The organism is Agromyces sp. NPDC055661, from assembly GCF_053618135.1.
The window spans coordinates 1,112,625-1,133,230 of sequence record NZ_JBSHHC010000001.1 but is presented as its reverse complement, the minus strand read 5'-3'; the positions used below and the strand labels follow the sequence as shown (position 1 = coordinate 1,133,230).

Sequence of the window (20,606 nt, the reverse complement as noted above, 5' to 3'; positions counted from 1 at the left end):
GCGGAACACTCCCTCGAACTCGGACGAGGCGCCGGGCGGGGGCGCGCGGCGCGGGGTGGTGCTGAGCGTGACGCTAGCGCTGCCGCCGTCGCACGACAAGATCCACGGACGACGTGTCGCGCCCGGCGCTCAGAGGCTCTGGCCGATGTCCCACAGCCGGTCGGGGCGGCCGTCGATCGCCTCCGACACGGCGAGGGCCTGGTCGTCCGACAGCGAGGCGACGTAGTCCACCACGCCGCGCGCGACGCCCAGGGTGTGCACCTCGGATGCCTCGGGCACCGGGATCCCCACCGGCTGCGCCGCGCGCAGCCTCGCGTACCCCTCGGTCGCGAGGTCGACGAGCTCCCGGAGCCGTTCGGGCACGCGGTGCCGGTCGAAGTCGTCCGTGACCCAGGCCGTGAGGCCGCGGACCGTGCGCGTCAGCGCGCGGCTGAGTCCGCGCTGGTACATGACGATGTCGGCGCGATCGAGGATGAAGTGCCGGTGCACGAACTTCAGGATCTCCACCTCGTGCCACGCCCTGCGGTCGAGGGTCACGAGGCCCGAGCGAGCGACGTCGGGCGGCGCCGGGACGACTGAGGCCCGCAGGTGCCCGATCCAGCGGTTCGTGAACGACGACAGGGCGCGCTCCGACGCGATCGAGCCGTCGAACGGCGTTGCGAGCAGGCCGTCGACGAGGTCGTCGGCCACGACGTCGACGGCGTCGGCGAACGCGTCGTCGTCGGCGATCCAGGGGTCGCTGCGGCGGAGCTTGCGCCGCAGGCCCTCGAGCGCCGAGCCGGGCGGCGCGCCGCGGGTCGTGAGCGCGTCGTCGTCGAGCGGCCGCAGCTCGGTCGCCCCCGCGATCCACCCGCGGAACTCCCGCGCCACCGCGCCCTGGCTGAGCAGCCCCGCCCGGTAGAAGTCGTCGACGTCGTGGATCGAGTAGGCGATGTCGTCGGCGATGTCCATGATCGAGCACTCGAGCGACTGCTGCAGCGGCGGCATCCCGCGTCGTGCGGCGAACAGGTCGTCGGCGTCGAGGTCGTAGGCCGAGAACTTCACGACCTCGACCCCGCCGGACACGCGGCGGAGCCCCCGCGGCAGCGGGTCGTCGGATGCGCCGACGTCGACGAACCGCGTCCACGGGTACTTCGCGACGGCCGTGCGCACCGCCGCCGTGAGGTTCAGCCCCTGCGGCGCGGCCTCGCACACGTCGAGCGCCGTGATGATGCGGTAGGTCTGCGCGTTGCCCTCGAACCCGTCGGCGAGGCCGAGGCTCTCGCGTGCGAGCCGGTCGAGCACGCGCTCGCCGAGGTGGCCGAACGGCGGGTGCCCGAGGTCGTGGGCGCTCGCCGCAGCCTGCACCACGACGGCGTCGCAGCCGTGCTGGAGCGCGAGCTCGCGGGCCGGCGACGACGGGTCGGTGATCCCGACGGCGATCGCACGTGCGACCGCCGTCACCTTGATCGAGTGCGTCAGGCGGTTGTGGATGAGCGGGCCGGCGCCGGGCTGCGCGATCACCTGCGTCACGGCGGAGAGCCGCGAGAAGTACGGCGAGAAGCGGATGCGCTCGAGGTCGAGCCGGAACTCGGAGTGCTCGCCGATCACCTCGACGCTCGATCGCGGCTCGGCGAACCGTCGGGCGGCGCGTGCTGACGGCATCGGGCGGCTCCCCTCTCGGCCGGGCGATGATGCTCCGATCCCGGCGCTGCGATTCCCAATCTACGGGCGTCGGCGGCGCCTCGGGAGCCGCCGACGGGTCCGCGATCCGGGCGCGGTTTGGTGGCGCGGCATCCGTCGCCTAAACTTGCTGAGGTTGCGGTTCCCACGCAAGCTTTCCCCTGCCCGTTTTCGGGCAGGAGGAGCGAGCGGGAGTGCGGCAGCCGCGGAGGCCACGTCCTCCGAAGGGCGGTGGCTCAATTGGTAGAGCAGCGGTCTCCAAAACCGCAGGTTGCAGGTTCGAGTCCTGTCCGCCCTGCGAGCCGGCAGTGATTGCCGGCCCACGAAAGGTGTACGAGGTGGCACGGAAGATCATCGACGAGCCCAGCGAGGATGTCGTCGCCAACGCGAAGCGCGATCGCGCGGCGCGGCGCAACCCCTTCGCGCGGATCGCGCTGTTCATCCGGCAGGTCTTCGCCGAACTGCGCAAGGTCGTCACCCCCACGCGGCGGGAGCTGATCAGCTTCACGGTCGTCGTGCTCGTGTTCGTCATCATCATGATGGCGCTCGTGTGGGGCCTCGACCAGGTCTTCGGCTGGCTCGTCCTCTGGGTCTTCGGTACTCCCGCGACCTAGTGGGGCGCGACCCCGGTGACCGGAGCGCCGACGGCGCACTGAAGAGAAGGATTGAGACAAGTGGCTAGGACTGAGCGGGACGACGTCGACTGGGCGACCGCTGCAGAGCAGTCGTCCGAGGAGGACGAGGCGCAGGAGGGTTCGCCCAACGAGCGCGACGAGGATGCGGTCGAGGCGGCCGAGCACCGCGCCGTGCACATCGTCGACGACGAGGGCAACGACATCGACCTCGATGCGGTGCTCGACGCCATGGCCGAGGCCGCCGACCCCGAGGCCGACGCGGTCGTCGACGACGCCCTCGAGATCGACTCCGAAGACGAAGTGCTCGCGGCCGCCGAGGCGACCGCCGAGGAGGCCGAGGACGTCAACGACCCGTACGAGGAGTTCCGCGCCGAGCTGCGCTTCCTCCCGGGCAAGTGGTACGTCATCCACTCCTACGCGGGCTTCGAGCGCCGCGTGAAGGCCAACATCGAGCAGCGCCGCGAGTCGATGGCGATGGCCGACTACATCTTCCAGGTCGAGGTGCCGATGGAGGACGTGGTCGAGATCAAGAACGGCCAGCGCAAGATGGTCACCCGCGTGCGCATCCCGGGCTACGTGCTCGTGCGCATGGACCTCAACGAGGAGAGCTGGTCGGTCATCCGCCACACGCCGGGTGTCACCGGCTTCGTCGGCAATGCGCACAACCCCACGCCCCTCCGCTTCGAGGAGGCCTTCGGCATGCTGAAGAGCCTCGTCGAGATCAAGGACGTCGCCCCTGCCCGCGGTGCGAAGGCCGGTGCCGCCGCAGGCGCCGCCCGCGCCATCCCGGCCGAGGTCGACTTCGAGATCGGTGAGACCATCACCATCAAGGACGGCTCGTTCGCGGGCCTGCCCGGCACGATCAGCGAGATCAAGCCCGAGAGCGGCAAGCTCACGGTGCTCGTCTCCCTCTTCGAGCGCGAGACGCCGGTCGAGCTCAGCTTCGACCAGGTCACCAAGCTCTAGGAGCTCACAGAACCCACGCAGCGACCCTCCGGTATACTCGGAGGGTTGTGCTGCGTCCAGCACAGAGACCACCGCAGCCCGGATCCGCCGGAACCTGCGGGAGAGTGCCCCGATCGGGGCGTTCGAACAGAAAGAGAGAAATCATGGCACCGAAGAAGAAGGTCACTGGTCTGATCAAGCTTCAGATCAACGCCGGCGCCGCCAACCCGGCCCCGCCCATCGGCCCGGCCCTGGGTCAGCACGGCGTGAACATCATGGAGTTCTGCAAGGCCTACAACGCGGCCACCGAGTCGCAGCGCGGCAACGTGATCCCCGTCGAGATCACCGTCTACGAGGACCGCTCGTTCACCTTCATCCTGAAGACCCCGCCCGCCGCCGAGCTCATCAAGAAGGCAGCAGGCGTGCCCAAGGGCTCGGGCGTCCCGCACACCACCAAGGTCGGCAAGCTCACGCAGGACCAGGTCCGCGCGATCGCCGAGCAGAAGATGGTCGACCTCAACGCGAACGACCTCGACGCCGCCTCGAAGATCATCGCCGGCACCGCCCGCTCGATGGGCATCACGGTCGAGTAATCCCCCCGTTCCCTGAGCTCGTCGAAGGGAACGCCACCGCTCGCTTCCGCCCCTTCGACAGGCTCAGGGGCCGAAGAGCACAGAACTCTCATTCGTGGCAGCGCCCGCCAGGCGCGATGACCACACTCTCTCAAGGAGAAGCAACATGGCACAGAAGTCCAAGGCCTACCGGGCCGCGGCCGAGAAGATCGAGGCCGGCAAGTACTACACCCCGACCGACGCCGTCGCCCTGGCGAAGGAGACCGGTTCGGCGAAGTTCGACTCGACCGTCGAGGTCGCGCTGAAGCTCGGCGTCGACCCCCGCAAGGCCGACCAGATGGTGCGCGGCACCGTCATCCTCCCGCACGGCACCGGCAAGACCGCTCGCGTCATCGTGTTCGCGACCGGTCCCGCCGCCGAGGCTGCGATCGCGGCCGGCGCCGACGAGGTCGGCGGCGCCGAGCTCATCGAGAAGGTCGCCGGCGGCTACACCGCGTTCGACGCGGCCGTCGCCACCCCCGAGCTCATGGGCCAGGTCGGCCGTCTCGGCAAGGTCCTCGGTCCCCGCGGCCTCATGCCGAACCCCAAGACCGGCACCGTGACCCCGAACCCGGCCAAGGCCGTCGAGGACATCAAGGGCGGCAAGATCGAGTTCCGCGTCGACAAGCACGCCAACGTGCACTTCGTCGTCGGCAAGGCCTCGTTCTCGCACGACCAGCTCAACGACAACCTCAGGGCAGCCCTCGAGGAGGTCGTGCGCCTCAAGCCGTCGAGCGCCAAGGGCCGCTACATCCAGAAGGGCGCCGTGTCGACCACGTTCGGCCCCGGCATCCCGCTGGACGTCAACGCGATCTGACCTCGCTGATCGAGCGCGCGAAGCGCGCATCGAGACCTGAAGGGCCCGCCGGTTCGCCGGCGGGCCCTTCGTCCTTCCCGATCGTCAGTGGGTGATCGCGTCCTGGTGCGCCCGCATGCTCGGGCGGATGGCGAGCGCGGCGACGATCACGACGACCGCACCGCCGATCCAGGACATCCACGCCGCACCGAAGGTCATCGGATCGGCGTAGCCGCCGATCCACGGCGAGATGATGAGCAGCACGCCGAGGGCGCCCTGCACGTACTCCATCGCGACGAGGCCCGGCATCGCCAGGTTGACGAGCCCCGAGACGATGAGCAGCACGCCGAGCGTCAGCATGATCGCGACCGATGCGCCCATCGGCGGCACGAACGTGGTCGACAGTGCCACGGCGAGACCGGCGGCGATGGCCACCCAGTCCTCCCATCGCGTCCACTTCTTCATAGAAACCAGCCTCCTCACGGTCGGTGGCTCCCAAAGCGGGGGTCGACTTAACGGTACGACCGCCTGAGTCGCGCGGCAATCGCTGCTGATCAGGGAATCCGGCTCGCCGCGAGGGGAGTGGGGCGCGCGGCATCCGCTCAGAAGCCGATGCGGAACCCTCGCTCGCCCGCGGGCTCGACCTCGGCGACCTCGGTGCCCTGCACGAGGGCTCCGGGCGGCCCTTCGGCGAGCCAGTCGAGCATGGCCTGCACGGATGCCGCGTCGCCCTCGACCTCGGCCTCGACCGTGCCGTCGGCGCGGTTGCGCACCCAACCGGCGACCCCGAGTCGCTCGGCCTGCATCCGCGCGGAGTAGCGGAAGCCCACGCCCTGGACCCCGCCGTGCACGATCACCCGCCTGCGGATCACCCCTCCAGCGTACGATGACGAGTGCCGGCGTCGGGCCACGGCGGACCGCGCCCGGCTGGGAGCGAGATGACCTCGTCGAGCGCACTCGAGGCGGGCCGCGCGGCCGCGGCCGAGCGGCGCTGGGCCGAGGCGTACGAGCGCCTCTCGGTCGCGGACGCCGTCGACGGCCTCGGCGCGACCGACCTCGAGCTGCTCGCGAACGTCGCGCTCCTGCGCGGCGAGCCGCAGGGCTCGGTCGACCTGCTGTCGCGCGCCTACGACGGGCACCTCGGCGTCGGCGACACCGCAGGGGCCGCGCGCGCGGCGGGCTGGCTGGCGCTGTGGTTCATCGAGCTCGGCGACTTCTCGCGCAGCGTCGTCTGGGCCTCGCGCGGGATGCACCTCGTGCACGCCATGGCCGACCCGGGCTCGGTCGCCGGCTTCGTCCGACTGGCGCCGGCGGTCGGGCAGCTCGGCAGCGGTGATCCCGTCGAGGCGCGGCGGCAGTGCGAGGAGGTCCTCGCGATCGCCGAACTCCACGACGACCGGGAGCTCGCCGCGAACGCGCTGCTGTGCCGCGGCAAGTCGCTCATCGAGCTCGGCGAGATCGACGAGGGATTCCGCAGCTTCGATCGCGCGATGGCGGCGGTCACGGCCGGCGACGTCGCGCCCGTGCCCGTCGGGGTGATCGTGTGCGCCGTGATCTCCGACGCGCTCATGGCGTCCGACCTCGAGCGCGCCGCCGCCTGGACGGCGGTGCTCGACGAGTGGTGCCGCGGGCAGCCCGAGCTCGTCACCTTCAGCGGGCAGCGCCACGCACTTCAGGCAGCGCTCCTGATCGCGCGTGGCGCGTGGGACGAGGCGGCGACGGCGGCGGAGCTGGCGCTCGCCCGGTTCCGCGCGGGCGACTACCGGGCGATCCACGGCGCGCCGTACCAGCTCGCCGAGCTCGCGCGCCTGCGCGGCGCGTTCCACTCCGCCGAGGCCTCCTACCGACGGGCGGGCGAGTCGGGGTGGGAGCCGCAGCCGGGCCTTGCCCTCCTCCACCTCGCCGCCGGGCGCACGCGGCAGGCGCAGGACGCGATCCGGCGCAGCGCCGCAGGGGCCGATCGGTTCACCCGGCGGTACCTGCTGCCCGCCGTCGTCGAGATCGAGCTCGCCGGCGGCGAGGTCGAGGCGGCCCGCCGCGCCATCGCCGAGCTCCGCGAGTCGGGCGAGCAGATGACCACGCCGACGCTGCAGGCGGTGATCGCGTCGGCGGAGGCCCGCATGCTGCTGGCCGAGGGCGACGCGGCGGCGGCGCTCGAAGCGGCGCGGGTCGCCGTGGACGCGTGGCGTGCCACCGGTGCGTCGTACGAGCTGGCGCGCAGCCGGGTGGTGGCGGGACGCGCGCTGGCCGAGCTCGGCGATCGGGTCGGCGCCGAGGCCGAGTTCCGCGGCGCCCGCGAGGTGTTCCGCGCGCTCGACGCCGACCCGGCGCTCGCCGAGCTCGCCGGGCTCACGGGGGATCGGCCGACCGGGTCGCTCACTGCCCGGGAGATCGAGGTGCTCCGCCTGGTCTCGACGGGCCTCACCAACCGCGCGATCGGCGAACGCCTCTCGCTGAGCGAGAAGACCGTCGCCCGCCACCTCAGCAACATCTTCGGCAAGCTCGGGCTGTCGTCGCGCTCCGGCGCGACCGCCTACGCCTACGAGAACGGGCTCGTCTGACACGCTGCGAGCGTCGCGGCCGGCGGTCGCCGTGCACAGGATGACCCATGCCCGCCGGCCGGCGGAATTGGGCGCTTCGGCCGACGCGGCATCCGGATGCCCCGGCCTACCGTTGCGGCCATGGACATCCCGTTGATCGCCGGCACGGTCTCGACCGTGGCCTTCGCGGTCAGCAACCTGCCGATGCTGCGCAAGGCGCTGCGCACGCGGGATGTCTCGTCGTACAGCCTGACGAGCATGGCGATCATCAACGCGGCGAACGCCGTGTACTCGCTCTACGTGTTCAGCCTGCCGCTCGGCCCGATCTGGGCGCTGCACACGTTCTACCTCGTCTCGTGCGGCATCATGCTGCTGCTCTGCCTCACCTCGTCGCGTCGCACCTCGGGCGTACCATGTGACGTCATGGGGGAGATGAGCGACTACATCGCCGGGCTCGAAGAGCCCGAGCGCGACCTGATCGAGCGCATCCGGGCGAGGGCCGTGTCGCTCGTGCCCGAGGCGGTCGAGGGCGTGAGCTACGGCATGCCGGCACTGCGGTACCGCGATTCGCCGCTGCTCAGCCTGATGTCGACGAAAGACCACATCGGGCTCTACCCGTTCAGCCCAGAGGTCGTCTCGTCGGTGCAGGGCGAGCTCGACGGCTGGTCGTGGTCGAAGGGCACGATCCGGTTCTCGTCCGAGCATCCGCTGCCCGAGTCGCTCGTCGACCGCATCATCCTGCTGCGCCGCGACCAGATCGACGCCGCGAAGAAGCGCTGACCGCGTCTACGCCGCGGCCTCGTCGCCCAGGTCGTCGAGGAACCGCTCGACCGCGCGGATGAACTCGGCCTCGCCGCAGCAGTCGTGGCCGAGGCCGGCGAGCTCCACGAGTCGCGCATGCGGGATCGCCTGCGCGATCGCGAGCGCCGCGGTGAACGGGCTGCGCCGGTCGGCGCCGCCGTGCACGACCAGGGTGGGAACGTCGATGCGGGGGAGGCTCGAGCGAAGGTCGAGCTGCCCGAGCGCCTCGAGCATCGCCGCGGTCGTCTGCGGCCGCCACTCCAGCAGGGCCGCCCGGGCCGAGGCGAGGCGCTCGGGTGCGGCGCCGGTCGGGAAGGCGTCACGCAGGAACTCCTCCGCCCACTCGGCGGGCGGCACGTCGACGGTGGCCTCGAAGTCGCGGATGCGTCGCTCCACCTCGGTGGGCGGCAGCGACCCCGCCCAGCCCGCGTACGGCCCGGCGAGCACGAGACCCCTGGCCAGGCCGGGGTGGTCGCGCACCGCGAGCAGGGCGAGCACGGATCCGAGCGAGAGCCCGCAGATCACGGGTCGGTCCAGCCCGAGCGCCTCGACGAAGCCGGCGATGGCGTCGGCCCAGTCCTCGTCCGTCCAGCCCACGGGGACGTCCGACGAGCCGCCGCAGCCGGGCGCATCCCATGCGACGACGTCGGCGCGATCGGCGAGGCGCTCGGACTCGGCGGTCCAGTCGCGGGAGTCGCCGAAGGCGCCATGCAGGAACAGGAGCGGGATGCCGCGTCCGCTCCGACGATAGGCGAGGTCGAGGCCGTCGACCCGCACGGTCCCCATGCCGTCACGGTAGTCCTGTGCCGAAGACCGCGGCGACGAACGGCGGACGAGCGGTCGCGACGTTCCCCAGGCCGCGACCGCTCGTCCCCGTCCCGCGTCAGTTCACGGTCGAGGGCTCCTCCGTGAACTCGCCGCGGCGGGCCCGCAGGCGCGCCGCCACCTCGATGGCGTCGCCGGCCGGGGCATCCGACTTGCGGTCGGGTCGCGCCAGGAAGAGGTACACGAGGCCCGTCGCGAGCACGACGCCGAGGCCGAGGAGGACCACCCAGTCGGTGAAGAAGTCACCCGATGCGCCGGGAGCCGCGAGCAGGTACATCGCGAAGATCCCGTACGCGAGCGCGAGGACGTTGACCACGATGCCCCAGCGGCCGAGGGAGAACGGACCTGCCGGCTTCCAGCCGCGGAGCCGCTGGCGCAGGGAGCCGAGCACGACCATCTGGAACGCGACGTAGATGCCGAGCACCGCGAACGCCGTGACGGGGTAGAGCAGGTCGGCGTTGAGCCAGACGAGGATCGCGATCAGCGCGGGCACCGTGCAGGCCACGATGAGCGCGTTCGTCGGGACCTTGCTGCGCTCCGACACCTTCGACAGCCAGCGGTGACCGGGGAGCATCCCGTCGCGTGCGAAGGAGAACAGGAGGCGGCTCGCTGCGGCCTGCAGGCTGAGCACGCAGGACAGGAACGCCGTGATGGCGACGACGAGGAAGAGCTTCGCCCCGACCGGGCCGAGCGTCGACTCGAGGATCGCGGGGATCGGGTCGGCGTCCTCGCCGGAGACGATGGCCTGCAGGTCGGGCGCGGCGAGCACGTAGCCGCCGAAGGAGAACAGGGCGGAGACGCCGCCGACGAGGATGGTCAGGATCATCGCCTTCGGGATGCGTCGTGCCGGGTTCTCGACCTCCTCGGCGACGTCGCCGCACGCCTCGAAGCCGTAGAAGAGGAACAGGCCGGCGAGCGCGGCACCGATGAACGCCGGCAGGTAGCTGCCGTCCCCCTGCACGCCCATCGTGTCGAAGAAGATGCTGAACTCCTGCTTGCGCTGGAAGATCAGCAGGTACAGGCCCAGTCCGATGACGCCGATGAGCTCGGCCGCGAGGCCGATGCGGGCGACGCGGGCCAGCCACTTCGTGCCGGTGAAGTTGATCGCGAGCGCGATGAGCAGCAGGGCGAGGGTGAGCACGAGCCCCGTGGTCGGAGTCGCCTCGACGCCGAACAGGCTCGCGGCGAAGCCCGACCCGTACTCGGCGACGGCGGTGATCGTCACGATCATGGCCCAGATGTAGACCCACGCGGCCATCCACGCGTAGCGGCGACCCCACAGGCGGCGAGCCCATGGATAGATGCCGCCGTGGATCGGGTACTGGGACACGACCTCGCCGAACACGAGCGAGACGAGCAGCTGCCCGGCGCCGACGATGACGATCCACCAGATCGAGGGCGGGCCGCCGACGGTGAGTGCCAGCGCGAAGAGCGAGTAGACGCCGACGAGCGGCGACAGGTAGGTGAAGCCGAGGGCGAAGTTCGCCCAGAGGCTCATGGAACGGTTGAACTCGTCCTCGTAGCCGAGGACCTGGAGGTGCTCGCCGTCGCCGAGGTCGGCGGGCTTCGCGGGTTCTGACATCGTGACCTTTCGTGATCGTCATTGATCGCGTCCGCCCACCCCGGACGCCAGTCGATTGCGACAGCTTGCCATACCTTTGGCGCTAAAGCTATAGCACCAAATGATTTTCCGATCCCGCCGTTGCCGGGCTCCGGCACGCGGGTCTAGCCTGAGGCTGGGCGCCGGTCGGATCCGCCGGTCTCCCGACTCGCGCACGGTCGACGCCGACAGCCCCACTTGGAGGCGTCATGGACGCGCCGACCGCCCTCGACCGAGGCCGCACCGCATATTCGGAACATCGCTGGACCGAGGCCATCGACGACTTGGATGCGGCCGATCGTGCGACGGCGGCCACTGCACTCGACCTCGAGCAGCTCGCCACCGCGGCCCTGCTGGTGGGGCGGTTCGAGGAGAGCGTCGCGTGGCGAACCCGGGCACACGAGGCGTTCATCGCCGAGCGGGACCTCGACGGCGCGATCCGGAGTGCGGTGTGGCTCGGCATGGAGTTCATGTACGTCGGGAACCTGGCGCAGGCCGGCGGCTGGTTCGCGCGGGCGCAGCGACTCCTCGACGAGCACCCCGACGGCCGCCCCGACCACGGGTTCCTCTTCATCCCGGAGGCCCTGGCCTCCCTGTACCGCGGCGACGCCGAGGACGCCGCGGCATTGTTCGCGCGCACGTCCGAGCTCGCGCGCGTCGCGCAGGATGCCGACCTCCTCGCCCTCGGGCAGATGGGCCTCGGCGAGTCGGAGATCATGCTCGGCCGTGCGGCGGAGGGTCTCGCGCGGCTCGATGAGGTGATGGTCGCCGTCACGGCGGGCGAGCTCTCGCCCATTCCCTCCGGCATCGTGTACTGCGAGGTCCTGCAGTGCTGCCGCCGGACCTTCGACGTGCGGCGTGCGCATGAGTGGACGAGGGCGCTCGATCGCTGGTGCGCCGAACAGCCCGACATGGTCGCGTTCAGCGGCCAGTGTCACGCGCACCGTGCGGAGCTCTTCCTCCTGCACGGTGCTTGGGCGGACGCGCTCGCAGCGGCGGAGGAGGCGCGGCAGCGGTCGGAGCTCGGGGATCCCAACGGCATGTTCGGAGCGTGCTACCAGATCGGGGAGGTGCATCGGCTGCGCGGTGAGCCGGATGCCGCGGCGTCGTCTTTCGAGCAGGCCGCACGCACGGGCTTCGAACCCCAGCCCGGCCTCGCCCTGCTGAGGCTGGCACAGGCGGAGGTCGACGTGGCGCGCGCCATGGTCCTCGCCGCGGCAGAGCGACTGGACCCGGCGGAGCGCCGCTGGCTGCTGCCCGCGACCGTCGAGATCCAGCTCGCCGCCGGCGACGTCGCCGCCGCGCGTGCGGTGGCCGACGAGCTGCGGGAGCTCAGCCGGTCGAGCCCGATGCCGATGCTGCTGGCGGTCGTCGAGCAGGCCGACGCGGCGGTGCGGCTCGCCGAGGGCGACGCGCGTGGCGCGCTGACGGCGTCGCGGCGGGCATGGGCCCGCTGGCGTGACCTGGATGTGCCCTACGAGGCGGCGCGGTGCCGGCTGACCGCGGCCAGGGCCTGCCGAGCCCTCGACGACGAGGCGTCCGCCGCGATGGAGCTCGACGCGGCGCGCGTGGTGTTCGCGGATCTCGGCGCCGGTCAGGCGCTCGCTGCGGCGGAGGCCGAGTGGTCGACCGCGTCGACGCCGCAGCCGGGCGGGCTGTCCGACCGGGAAGCCGAGGTGTTGCGGCTCGTTGCGGCGGGCGAGACCAATCGCGAGATCGCGAGCGATCTCTTCCTCAGCGAGAAGACCGTCGAGCGGCACCTCAGCAACATCTTCGGCAAGCTCGGCGTGTCGTCGCGGTCGGCCGCGACGGCCTGGGCGTTCCGGCAGGGGGTGGCCGACTGATCGGCATGCGGCGGATGCCCCGCAGCAGGCGCTCGTGGCGAATGGGGGATTCTCCCGACGCGGCGGCCCCTGCGGCATCCGTACCGTGTCGCCCATGAACGAGACAACCGACCACATGGACGAGACCGATCGGGAGCTCGACGCCGTCGTCATCGGCGGCGGGCAGGCCGGGCTCGCGATCGGCTACCACCTGCGACGGCAGGATCGCGAGTTCGTGATCCTCGACGACCGGCGGCGCGTCGGCGATGCGTGGCGCACGCGCTGGGATTCCCTGCGCCTGTTCACCCCGGCGCGATACGACGGGCTGCCCGGCATGAGGTTCCCCGGCGACGGGCTGGCGTTCCCCACCAAGGACGAGCTCGCCGACTACCTGGAGGCGTATGCGACCCGGAATGCGCTCCCGATCCTGCTCGGCGTGCACGTCGACGGCGTTCGTCGCGATGGCGACGTGTTCACGATCAGCGCCGGCGATCGCCGGTGGAGAGCGCAGCGCGTGATCATCACGACCGGTGCGTTCCATGAGCCGAGGGTGCCGGACTTCGCACGCGGACTCCGGGCATCCATCGTCCAGCTGCACTCCGCCGAGTACCGCAACCCCGGGCAGCTGCAGCCCGGACCCGTGCTCGTCGTCGGGCTCGGCAACTCGGGCGCCGAGATCGCCCGGGAGCTCAGTCGCACGCACGCCACGAGCGTCTCGGGGACGCCGGGCGGCGAGCTGCCCGTGCGGCACGGGCGAATGGCGGCGCGGTTCGTCTTCCCGCTCGTGCGGTTCGCGGGCCTGCACGTGCTCTCGCTCGGCACGGCCGTCGGGCGGCGGGTGCTGCCGAAGCTCACCTCGCATGCCGCACCGCTGATCCGCACCCGGAGGAAGGAGCTCGCCGCGGCCGGAGTGGAGGCGGTCGGACGGGTGACGGGTGTCAGCGATGGGCTCCCCGTCACCGCGGACGGACGCGTGCACGCCGTGGCGAACGTGATCTGGTGCACCGGATTCCGCAGCGACTTCGGATGGCTGCAGGTCCCCGCGTTCGACGAGACGGGCCGGTTCCGGCAGTGGCGAGGGGTCGTGGAGTCGGTACCCGGGCTCTACGCGCTCGGCCTGGACGCCATGTACTCGATCAATTCCGAGAGCCTGCCCGGCATCGTCCGCGACGCGGCGTACCTCGCACGGCAGCTGCGCGCTCCTCGCCGGGTGCGGTCGACGGTCGACGGCGAACCGGCGACGGCGAACGCCGCCTGACGCGGTGAGCCCCCGGCCACGCGGACCGGGGGCTCGAGTGCGCGGATCTCGATACGCGTCCGCCTCCGGCGGGCGCTCCTCGATCAGCGGATGGTGGCGTCAGCCGACGCGGATCATCTTCTTGTTGACGAACTCGTCGGCGCCGAAGCGGCCGAGCTCGCGGCCCGAGCCCGAGCGCTTGACGCCACCGAAGGGCAGCTCGGCGCCGTCGGCGAGCACGAGGTTGACGAACACCATGCCGGCCTCGATCGCGTCTGCGACGCGGTCGGCCTGCGCGGCGTCGGTCGTGTAGACGTACGAGCCGAGGCCGAACGGGATGTCGTTGGCGATGCGGACGGCGTCGCCCTCGTCGGCCGCGCGGTACACCTGCGCGACCGGGCCGAAGAACTCCTCCTTGGACGCGGGGTTGTCGGACGAGACATCCGTCAGCACCGTCGTCTGGAAGAACGCGCCGTCGCGCGAGCCGCCGTGCACGAGCGTCGCGCCGTGCTCGACCGCGCGCTTGACCTGCTCGTCGAGGCCCTCGGCCGCCTTCAGCGACGACAGCGGGCCGAGCGCCGAGTCCGACGAGGTCGGGTCGGTCGCCTCGACCTCGGCGATCTTCGCGGTGAACTTCTCGAGGAACGGCTCGTAGAGGTCGTCGATCACGATGAAGCGCTTGGCCGCGTTGCACGACTGGCCGCTGTTGTCGAGGCGCGCGTCGACCGCGTTCTGCACGGCCGAGTCGAGGTCGTCGGTCGACAGCAGGATGAACGGGTCGGAGCCGCCGAGCTCGAGCACGACCTTCTTGAGGTGACGGCCGGCGATCTCGGCGACCGCGGCGCCGGCGCGCTCGGAGCCCGTGAGGGAGACGCCCTGCACGCGCGGGTCGGCGATGACGGTCTCGATCTGGTCGTGCGACGCGTAGATGTTGACGTACGCGCCCTCGGGGAAGCCTGCGTCGGCGAAGATCTGCGCGATGGCCGCGGCCGACTCGGGGCACTGCTCGGCGTGCTTGAGCAGGATCGTGTTGCCGATGATGAGGTTGGGTCCGGCGAAGCGGGCCACCTGGTAGTACGGGAAGTTCCACGGCATGACGCCGAGCAGGACGCCCAGCGAGGAGCGGCGGATGACCGCCGAGCCTTCGCCCGCGAGCAGCGACACCGGCTCGTCCTTCAGGAATTCGGCCGCGTTGTCGGCGTAGTAGCCGTAGATGTCGCCGGCGAAGTCGGCCTCGGCGAGGGCCTGCTCGATGGGCTTGCCCATCTCGCGCACGATGATCTCCGCCAGCTCCTGGCGGCGCTCGACGTGCAGCTCGCCCACGCGGCGGACGAGCGCTGCGCGCTCCTCGACCGTGGTCGACTTCGACCAGGTGCGGTGCGCCTCGGCGGCGGCGGCGATGGCGGCCTCGAGCTCGGCGTCGGTGATGGTCGGGTACGTCTTGACCGTCTCGCCGGTGGCGGGGTTGGTCACGGCATAGCTCATGGGAGTTCTCTCCTTCTCAGGTGCACGCACGCCTCGGTCCCTGAGCCGGTCGAAGGGCCGTCTGCCGCGGTGCAGTCGCTCGTCCGTCAAAGATATACCACTGAATGATTGATCAGGAACCGGATGCCGCGGGCTGTACGCGCACGGCGAACGGCGTGCCGGCGCACGGTACGGTCCGGCTTCCGGGGCCCGCAAGCTGGCCGACCTGCAGCGCCGGCTCGGTGGAGAGCACGACGCGGCCGTGCTCGTTCACGAGCGCCAGCGGCTCCTCGACGTCGAGGAACGCGGCGAGCAGCGCGCGCTCGAGCGTGCGCACGGCGACGTCCGCGCCGACGACGCCGACCATGCGCTCGCCGTCGGCGTCGTGCACGGGCATCGTGAGCGTGAGGATGTAGTCGCACGTGCAGAGGTGGTCGACGTAGGGGCCGGTGACGTGCGCGTGCCGCGTGGTGGCGGGGATGCGATACCACTCGAGGGCGCGGAAGTCGCGGAGGTACTCGGTGTAGCCGCGCGTCGACAGGTCGAGTCGCGTCGGTCCGTCGGTGGAGCCGAGCACGGGGTTGTCGTCGAGGGGCCCGAGCCACCACGCGAAGTGCACGCCCTTGCCGCGCACGACCTCGCCGTCGGCGATGAACCCGGCGCCCACGAGCATCGGGTCGTCCTCCTCGAGCCGCGGGAGCACGAGGTCGGCGACCGTCGTGTCGAGCGTGACCGGGCGGACCTCGCCGCTCGACGCGCCTGCGCCGATGCCGCCCGCAGCGGCGCCCACTCCGCCCGCGCTGGCCGCGAGCAGTTGCTCGATCGGCGTGCGCCACGCGGCGAGCTGGTCGAACACCCCGCGGAACACCTCGCTGACGGCGTCGGCGACCTCAGTCGGCGTGCGGCTCATCGAGCGCACCCCCTCGTTCGACGCGCGCCTTCGCGGCGAGCAGTCGCCGGGCGAGCATCACGACGAGCTCGCCCGCGGCCTCGCGGGCCCTGGACGCCCGGTGCCGTGCGACGGCGCGCACGATGCGCTGGTCCAGGTCGGCGGCCTCGGCCCGCGCGACCTCGTCGGCGAACCCGAGCAGGAGCAGCGGGCCGAACTCGGCCTGCAGCCGGATCTGCTCGCGGACGAGCCGCGCCGACTGGCTGAGCACCGCCAGCTCGAGCAGGAACCCGCCCTGGTTGGTGCGCGCCGCCGCGGCGGTCGAGAAGTCGGCGTTGCGCAGCCAGCCCGCCAGGTTCGCGGCGTCCTCGTCGGACGCGCGCTCCGCGGCGCGCTCGGCGGCGCCCGCGAGGATCGCGCCGAAGTACACGGCCATGTCGCTGAGCTCGACCTGCGCGAGCCCCCGCAGCCGCGCCGTGATGATCGCGCGGTGCTCGGCGTCGTCGTGCACCACGAAGCTGCCGCCCTCGCGGCCACGACGGGTCTCGACGAGGCCGGCGTCGCGCAGGATGCCGAGGCCCTCCCGCACGGTGATGAGCGCGACGCCGAAGCGGCGGGCGAGCTCGGGCTCGCTGGGGAGGCGCTCGCCGGGGTCGAGCACCCCGAGCACGATGCCGTCGGTGAGGCGCTGGGCGACCTGCTCCGCGCGGCCGGCGTCGGCGAGCTGGGCGAACACGGCTTCGCGCGCGCCGGGACCGACCCTCGTCTCCATGGGACCACGTTAGCCGAGGGGTGCGCCCACGGCGGGCGCCGCGCGGAAAAAAGATTCGATATAGGATGAATCCCGCGTGCCCCGCCGGGCCGCATCATGCGAAGGCGGATGATCCATGACCGAGTCGACCCGTGCGACGCCGCGCGGCGCGCTCGCCGGCGTGCGCGTCGCGGACTTCTCCCGCGTGCTCGCGGGGCCCTACGCCACCATGACGCTCGCCGACTTCGGCGCCGACGTGATCAAGGTCGAGCCGCCGGCGGGCGACGACACGCGGCACTGGAAGCCGCCCGTCGACGCGGCGGGGGAGGCCACGTACTTCGGCAGCGTGAATCGCAACAAGCGGTCGGTCGCGCTCGACCTCGCGACGAAGGCGGGACTCGCCGAGGCGCGGCGGCTCGCGGCATCCGCCGACGTCGTGGTCGAGAACTTCCGCCCCGGCGTGATGGACCGGTTCGGCCTGTCGTACGACGAGGTGCGGGCCGCCAACCCCGGCGTCGTGTACTGCTCGATCACGGGCTTCGGCACGGGTGAGGGGGCGACCCTCGCGGGCTACGACCTCCTCGTGCAGGCGGTCGGCGGGCTCATGTCGATCACCGGCGAGCCCGAGGGCGAGCCGTCGAAGGCGGGGGTCGCGCTCGTCGACGTGCTCTGCGGGCAGAACGCCGTCGCCGGCATCCTGCTCGCGCTGCGCGACCGCGACCGCACCGGCCTCGGCCAACGCGTCGAGGTGAACCTGCTGCAGAGCCTGCTCTCGGCGCTCACGAACCAGGCCGCCTCCACCCTCGCGACCGGGCGTGCGCCGCGACGGCTCGGCAATCGGCATCCGAGCATTGCGCCCTACGCCGTGTTCCCCGCCGCCGACCGCGACCTCGTCATCGCCGTGGGCAACGACCGGCAGTTCCGCGCGCTCGCCGGGCTGCTCGGCGTCCCGGCCCTCGCCGACGACCCCCGCTACGCCACGAACGAGGCGCGCGTCGCGCACCGCGACCTGCTGCACGCCGAGCTCGAGGGCGCGCTCGCCGCGGCATCCGCCGACCACTGGGTGCGCACCCTGACGGACGCCGGCGTGCCCGCTGGGCTCGTGAACGACGTCGCCGAGGCCATCGCGTTCGCGGAGTCGCTCGGCCTCGAGCCCGTCGTCGAGTTGGGCGCGACACGCACCGTCGCGAACCCCATCGGCCTCTCGGAGGCCGTCCCCGACTACCGCACGCCCCCGCCGCGGCTCGACGAGCACGCCGGCGCCGACTGGCTTCCGCGCGATCCGCGCGATGTCCGTGAGAAAGGACCCATCGCATGACCACGGCCCCACGCCTCGACGAGGTGTTCGACCTCGACGGCCTGCTCACCGACGAGGAGCGCGACTGGCAGCAACGCGCTCGCGCGTTCGCGCAGGAGCGCATCCTCCCGATCATCGAGGAGGACTTCGAGAACCGGCACTTCCGCCGTGAGCTCGTGCGCGAGCTCGGCGAGCAGGGCTTCCTCGGCATGCACCTCGAGGGCTACGGCTGCGCGGGCGCCGGTGCCGTGAGCTACGGCCTCGTCTGCCTCGAGCTCGAGGCCGCCGACTCGGGCTGGCGCACGTTCGTCTCGGTCCAGGGCTCGCTCGCGATGAGCGCGATCCGCCGCTACGGCTCCGAGGAGCAGAAGCAGCAGTGGCTGCCGGGCATGGCGAAGGGCGAGCTCATCGGATGCTTCGCGCTCACCGAGCCCCAGGGCGGCTCCGACCCGGCGGCGATGACCACGGTCGCCCGCCGCGACGGCGACGAGTGGGTCATCGACGGCGCCAAGCGCTGGATCGGGCTCGCGTCGCTCGCGGATGTCGCCGTCGTGTGGGCGCGGGTCGAGGACCCGTCCTTCGGAACGGGCGGCGCGGCCGTGCGCGGCTTCCTCGTGCCCACCACGACGCCGGGGTTCACGGCGAACCCCATCGAGGGCAAGCTCTCGATGCGCGCGTCGGTGCAGTGCGACATCGACCTCGACGGGGTGCGCGTGCCGGCCGACGCGATCCTGCCCGGGGCATCCGGGCTCTCCGGCCCCTTCGGCTGCCTCAATGAGGCGCGGTACGGCATCGTCTGGGGGGCCATGGGCGCCGCCCGGTCGTGCTTCGAGGCCGCGCTCGAGCGCTCGCGGGAGCGCGAGGTGTTCGGCAGGCCGATCGGTGCGAACCAACTCACCCAGGCGAAGCTCGCCGACATGCTGCTCGAGCTCGAGAAGGGGATCCTGCTCGCCCTCCACCTCGGACGCCTCAAGGAGCAGGGGCGCCTCACGCCCGCGCAGATCTCGGTCGGCAAGCTCAACAGCGTGCGCGAGGCGCTCGAGATCGCGCACCAGGCGCGCACGATCCTGGGCGGCGACGGCATCACCGACGCGTACCCGGTCATGCGCCACGCGGCGAACCTCGAGTCCGTGCGCACCTACGAGGGCACCGACGAGATCCACCAGCTCATCCTCGGCCGCGCCCTCACGGGCCTGGCGGCGTTCTGATGAGCGGCCGCCACACCGTCGTCGCCGACGGCAGCACCGAGGCCTCGGCCGAGGTCGACGCGACCGTGCGCGCCGCCGCGGCATCCGGCGTCGACCGTACGACCCGTGCCGAGCGCGCGACCTGGCTGCGGGCGCTCGCGGACGCGGTCGAACACCACCGCGACGAGCTCGTCGCGATCGCGCACGACGAGACCCACCTGAGCGAGGCGCGGCTCGGCGGCGAGGTCGTGCGCACGGCCACCCAGCTGCGCTTCTTCGCCGGGGTCGTGGAGGAGGGCTCCTACCTCGAGGCGACCATCGACCCGCCCGACGCGCGGCTCGTGCCGCCGCGTCCCGACCTGCGGCGGATGCTGCGGCCGATCGGCCCCGTCGCGGTGTTCGCCGCGTCGAACTTCCCGTTCGCGTTCTCGGTGCTCGGCAACGACACCGCGTCGGCGCTGGCCGCCGGATGCCCGGTCGTCGTGAAGGCGCACCCGGGGCATCCGCGGCTCTCGCACCGCGTGGTCGAGGTCGGCCGGGTCGCGCTCGCCGACGCGGGTGCGCCGGCCGATGCGCTCTCGTCGGTCGAGGGACTCGACGCGGGCGTGGAGCTCGTGGGGCATCCGCTCGTCGCCGCGGTCGGGTTCACCGGGTCGCTGCGTGGCGGACGCGCACTGTTCGACCTCGCCGCGGCCCGGCCCGCGCCGATCCCGTTCTACGGTGAGCTCGGCTCGCTGAACCCCGTCGTCGTCACGCGCGCGGCGGCCGACGCCGACCTCGAGGCGATCGCGACCGGGCTGTCCGGTTCGTTCACCCGCGACGGCGGCCAGTACTGCACGAAGCCCGGACTCGTGTTCGTGCCCGAGGGCACGGGCTTCGAGGAGGCGCTCTGCGACGCGCTCGGCACGGTCGGCGCGCAGCGCCTGCTCACCGACGGCATGGCGACCGCCTTCACCGAGGGGGCGGAGCGGCTGGCCGGCCTCGACGGCGCCGAGCTCGTCTGGCGGGGCGCGGCCGAGGGTGCGGATGCCCCGGCCACCGTCGTCGCGACCGATGCGACCACGTTCGCCGCCGCATCCGACGCGTGGCTGCAGGAGTGCTTCGGCCCGCTGACGGTGCTCGTGCGCTACCGCGACGACGACGAGCTCGACACCGCGCTCGCCGCCCTCGAGGGCAGCCTCACCGCCTCGATCCACCACGCGCGCGGCGAGGACGTGACGGCGCTCGCCGGGAAGCTCGAGCGCGTCGCCGGACGGCTCGTGTTCAACGGCTGGCCGACGGGCGTCGCGATCGCGTGGGCGCAGCACCACGGCGCCGGCTGGCCCGCCACCACGGCATCGGTGCACACCTCGGTCGGCGCGACCGCGATCCGGCGGTTCCTGACGCCCGTGGCGTACCAGGACGCCCCCGCCGCGGTGCTTCCGGTCGAGCTCCGCGACGGGAATCCGCTGGGGATTCCGCGTCGCGAGGACGGCATCCCGATACCGGCCGTCAACCGTGACGACACGTCGCCCGCGTAGGCATAACATCGTTGATGCAACGA

At 72.1% G+C, this 20,606-nt stretch carries 19 protein-coding genes and 1 tRNA gene; 12 read left to right on the top strand and 8 right to left on the bottom strand.

Annotated elements, in window-relative coordinates; genetic code table 11:
* Nucleotides 1-129: 129 nt before the first annotated feature.
* On the bottom strand, nucleotides 130-1,644 hold the full coding sequence (gene dgt, locus ACWGO8_RS05180; RefSeq protein ID WP_452042043.1) for a dGTP triphosphohydrolase: 1,515 nt from the start codon (nucleotides 1,642-1,644) through the stop codon (nucleotides 130-132).
* A gap of 243 nt (nucleotides 1,645-1,887) precedes the next feature.
* On the opposite strand from dgt, the gene ACWGO8_RS05175 reads away from it, so the two are divergent.
* The 5 genes from ACWGO8_RS05175 (at nucleotide 1,888) to rplA (ending at nucleotide 4,670) form a co-directional block, all read left to right on the top strand.
* A tRNA-Trp gene (locus tag ACWGO8_RS05175) sits at nucleotides 1,888-1,960 on the top strand.
* 40 nt (nucleotides 1,961-2,000) lie between these two features.
* Entirely contained in the window at nucleotides 2,001-2,276 is a 276-nt protein-coding gene (secE, locus tag ACWGO8_RS05170) for a preprotein translocase subunit SecE (RefSeq protein ID WP_452042042.1), read from the top strand.
* Between the two features lie 60 nt (nucleotides 2,277-2,336).
* Nucleotides 2,337-3,263, top strand: a complete 927-nt coding sequence (gene nusG / locus ACWGO8_RS05165; RefSeq protein WP_376955827.1) for a transcription termination/antitermination protein NusG — start codon at nucleotides 2,337-2,339, stop codon at nucleotides 3,261-3,263.
* Nucleotides 3,264-3,406: 143 nt separating this feature from the next.
* The gene (rplK, locus tag ACWGO8_RS05160; protein WP_148732537.1) at nucleotides 3,407-3,835 is read left to right on the top strand and encodes a 50S ribosomal protein L11; all 429 of its coding nucleotides are present in this window, start codon (nucleotides 3,407-3,409) and stop codon (nucleotides 3,833-3,835) included.
* A gap of 145 nt (nucleotides 3,836-3,980) precedes the next feature.
* A complete protein-coding gene (gene rplA, locus ACWGO8_RS05155) occupies nucleotides 3,981-4,670 on the top strand; it encodes a 50S ribosomal protein L1 (RefSeq protein ID WP_452042041.1) in 690 nt (229 codons plus the stop codon).
* Nucleotides 4,671-4,754: 84 nt separating this feature from the next.
* Here rplA and ACWGO8_RS05150 read toward each other — a convergent pair whose 3' ends face one another.
* Together ACWGO8_RS05150 and ACWGO8_RS05145 are read right to left on the bottom strand one after the other, a co-directional pair.
* Nucleotides 4,755-5,114 (bottom strand): SPW repeat domain-containing protein, encoded by a 360-nt coding sequence (locus ACWGO8_RS05150; RefSeq protein WP_452042040.1) that lies wholly within the window; start codon nucleotides 5,112-5,114, stop codon nucleotides 4,755-4,757.
* Nucleotides 5,115-5,251: 137 nt separating this feature from the next.
* Nucleotides 5,252-5,521, bottom strand: a complete 270-nt coding sequence (locus ACWGO8_RS05145) for an acylphosphatase (RefSeq protein ID WP_452042039.1) — start codon at nucleotides 5,519-5,521, stop codon at nucleotides 5,252-5,254.
* Between the two features lie 66 nt (nucleotides 5,522-5,587).
* On the opposite strand from ACWGO8_RS05145, the gene ACWGO8_RS05140 reads away from it, so the two are divergent.
* Nucleotides 5,588-7,210 carry a LuxR C-terminal-related transcriptional regulator gene (locus ACWGO8_RS05140; protein WP_452042038.1) on the top strand — a complete coding sequence of 541 codons (1,623 nt, stop codon included), beginning with the start codon at nucleotides 5,588-5,590 and terminating at the stop codon, nucleotides 7,208-7,210.
* 120 nt (nucleotides 7,211-7,330) lie between these two features.
* The gene (locus ACWGO8_RS05135; RefSeq protein ID WP_452042037.1) at nucleotides 7,331-7,969 is read left to right on the top strand and encodes an iron chaperone; all 639 of its coding nucleotides are present in this window, start codon (nucleotides 7,331-7,333) and stop codon (nucleotides 7,967-7,969) included.
* Nucleotides 7,970-7,975: 6 nt separating this feature from the next.
* Here ACWGO8_RS05135 and ACWGO8_RS05130 read toward each other — a convergent pair whose 3' ends face one another.
* On the bottom strand, nucleotides 7,976-8,776 hold the full coding sequence (locus ACWGO8_RS05130) for an alpha/beta fold hydrolase (RefSeq protein WP_452042036.1): 801 nt from the start codon (nucleotides 8,774-8,776) through the stop codon (nucleotides 7,976-7,978).
* Between the two features lie 97 nt (nucleotides 8,777-8,873).
* Nucleotides 8,874-10,397: an APC family permease gene (locus tag ACWGO8_RS05125; protein ID WP_452042035.1), complete on the bottom strand. Its 1,524-nt coding sequence runs from the start codon at nucleotides 10,395-10,397 to the stop codon at nucleotides 8,874-8,876.
* 227 nt (nucleotides 10,398-10,624) lie between these two features.
* Here ACWGO8_RS05125 and ACWGO8_RS05120 point away from each other — a divergent pair, with 227 nt between their 5' ends.
* Nucleotides 10,625-12,259, top strand: a complete 1,635-nt coding sequence (locus tag ACWGO8_RS05120; protein ID WP_452042034.1) for a LuxR C-terminal-related transcriptional regulator — start codon at nucleotides 10,625-10,627, stop codon at nucleotides 12,257-12,259.
* Between the two features lie 94 nt (nucleotides 12,260-12,353).
* On the top strand, nucleotides 12,354-13,496 hold the full coding sequence (locus tag ACWGO8_RS05115) for a flavin-containing monooxygenase (protein ID WP_452042033.1): 1,143 nt from the start codon (nucleotides 12,354-12,356) through the stop codon (nucleotides 13,494-13,496).
* 99 nt (nucleotides 13,497-13,595) lie between these two features.
* On the opposite strand, the gene ACWGO8_RS05110 is transcribed toward ACWGO8_RS05115, so the two are convergent.
* The 3 genes from ACWGO8_RS05110 to ACWGO8_RS05100 all read right to left on the bottom strand — a co-directional run bounded on the left by ACWGO8_RS05110 (nucleotide 13,596) and on the right by ACWGO8_RS05100 (nucleotide 16,600).
* Nucleotides 13,596-14,960, bottom strand: coding sequence for an NAD-dependent succinate-semialdehyde dehydrogenase (locus tag ACWGO8_RS05110; protein ID WP_452042032.1), 1,365 nt, complete (start codon nucleotides 14,958-14,960; stop codon nucleotides 13,596-13,598).
* Nucleotides 14,961-15,072: 112 nt separating this feature from the next.
* Nucleotides 15,073-15,849, bottom strand: coding sequence for a PDC sensor domain-containing protein (locus tag ACWGO8_RS05105; RefSeq protein ID WP_452042031.1), 777 nt, complete (start codon nucleotides 15,847-15,849; stop codon nucleotides 15,073-15,075).
* Nucleotides 15,830-16,600: a FadR/GntR family transcriptional regulator gene (locus ACWGO8_RS05100; RefSeq protein WP_452042030.1), complete on the bottom strand. Its 771-nt coding sequence runs from the start codon at nucleotides 16,598-16,600 to the stop codon at nucleotides 15,830-15,832. Before ACWGO8_RS05100 ends, ACWGO8_RS05105 begins: the two co-directional genes overlap by 20 nt.
* Before the next feature lie 115 nt (nucleotides 16,601-16,715).
* Between ACWGO8_RS05100 and ACWGO8_RS05095 the strand changes: the two genes are divergently transcribed.
* The 3 genes from ACWGO8_RS05095 to ACWGO8_RS05085 are packed head-to-tail and all read left to right on the top strand — an operon-like array spanning nucleotide 16,716 to nucleotide 20,583.
* Entirely contained in the window at nucleotides 16,716-17,897 is a 1,182-nt protein-coding gene (locus tag ACWGO8_RS05095) for a CaiB/BaiF CoA transferase family protein (protein WP_452042029.1), read from the top strand.
* Nucleotides 17,894-19,084, top strand: coding sequence for an acyl-CoA dehydrogenase family protein (locus ACWGO8_RS05090; protein ID WP_452042028.1), 1,191 nt, complete (start codon nucleotides 17,894-17,896; stop codon nucleotides 19,082-19,084). The genes ACWGO8_RS05095 and ACWGO8_RS05090 overlap by 4 nt, the downstream gene beginning before the upstream one ends.
* The gene (locus ACWGO8_RS05085; protein ID WP_452042027.1) at nucleotides 19,084-20,583 is read left to right on the top strand and encodes an aldehyde dehydrogenase (NADP(+)); all 1,500 of its coding nucleotides are present in this window, start codon (nucleotides 19,084-19,086) and stop codon (nucleotides 20,581-20,583) included. Before ACWGO8_RS05090 ends, ACWGO8_RS05085 begins: the two co-directional genes overlap by 1 nt.
* Nucleotides 20,584-20,606: the final 23 nt, after the last annotated feature.

Coding starts and splice junctions, on each gene's coding strand:
- dgt (WP_452042043.1), bottom strand. CDS start 1,644: ATGCCGTCAGCACGCGCCGCCCGACGGTTCGCCGAGCCGCGATCGAGC.
- rplK (WP_148732537.1), top strand. CDS start 3,407: ATGGCACCGAAGAAGAAGGTCACTGGTCTGATCAAGCTTCAGATCAAC.
- rplA (WP_452042041.1), top strand. CDS start 3,981: ATGGCACAGAAGTCCAAGGCCTACCGGGCCGCGGCCGAGAAGATCGAG.
- ACWGO8_RS05150 (WP_452042040.1), bottom strand. CDS start 5,114: ATGAAGAAGTGGACGCGATGGGAGGACTGGGTGGCCATCGCCGCCGGT.
- ACWGO8_RS05140 (WP_452042038.1), top strand. CDS start 5,588: ATGACCTCGTCGAGCGCACTCGAGGCGGGCCGCGCGGCCGCGGCCGAG.
- ACWGO8_RS05135 (WP_452042037.1), top strand. CDS start 7,331: ATGGACATCCCGTTGATCGCCGGCACGGTCTCGACCGTGGCCTTCGCG.
- ACWGO8_RS05130 (WP_452042036.1), bottom strand. CDS start 8,776: ATGGGGACCGTGCGGGTCGACGGCCTCGACCTCGCCTATCGTCGGAGC.
- ACWGO8_RS05125 (WP_452042035.1), bottom strand. CDS start 10,397: ATGTCAGAACCCGCGAAGCCCGCCGACCTCGGCGACGGCGAGCACCTC.
- ACWGO8_RS05120 (WP_452042034.1), top strand. CDS start 10,625: ATGGACGCGCCGACCGCCCTCGACCGAGGCCGCACCGCATATTCGGAA.
- ACWGO8_RS05115 (WP_452042033.1), top strand. CDS start 12,354: ATGAACGAGACAACCGACCACATGGACGAGACCGATCGGGAGCTCGAC.
- ACWGO8_RS05110 (WP_452042032.1), bottom strand. CDS start 14,960: ATGAGCTATGCCGTGACCAACCCCGCCACCGGCGAGACGGTCAAGACG.
- ACWGO8_RS05105 (WP_452042031.1), bottom strand. CDS start 15,849: ATGAGCCGCACGCCGACTGAGGTCGCCGACGCCGTCAGCGAGGTGTTC.
- ACWGO8_RS05100 (WP_452042030.1), bottom strand. CDS start 16,600: ATGGAGACGAGGGTCGGTCCCGGCGCGCGCGAAGCCGTGTTCGCCCAG.
- ACWGO8_RS05095 (WP_452042029.1), top strand. CDS start 16,716: ATGACCGAGTCGACCCGTGCGACGCCGCGCGGCGCGCTCGCCGGCGTG.
- ACWGO8_RS05090 (WP_452042028.1), top strand. CDS start 17,894: ATGACCACGGCCCCACGCCTCGACGAGGTGTTCGACCTCGACGGCCTG.
- ACWGO8_RS05085 (WP_452042027.1), top strand. CDS start 19,084: ATGAGCGGCCGCCACACCGTCGTCGCCGACGGCAGCACCGAGGCCTCG.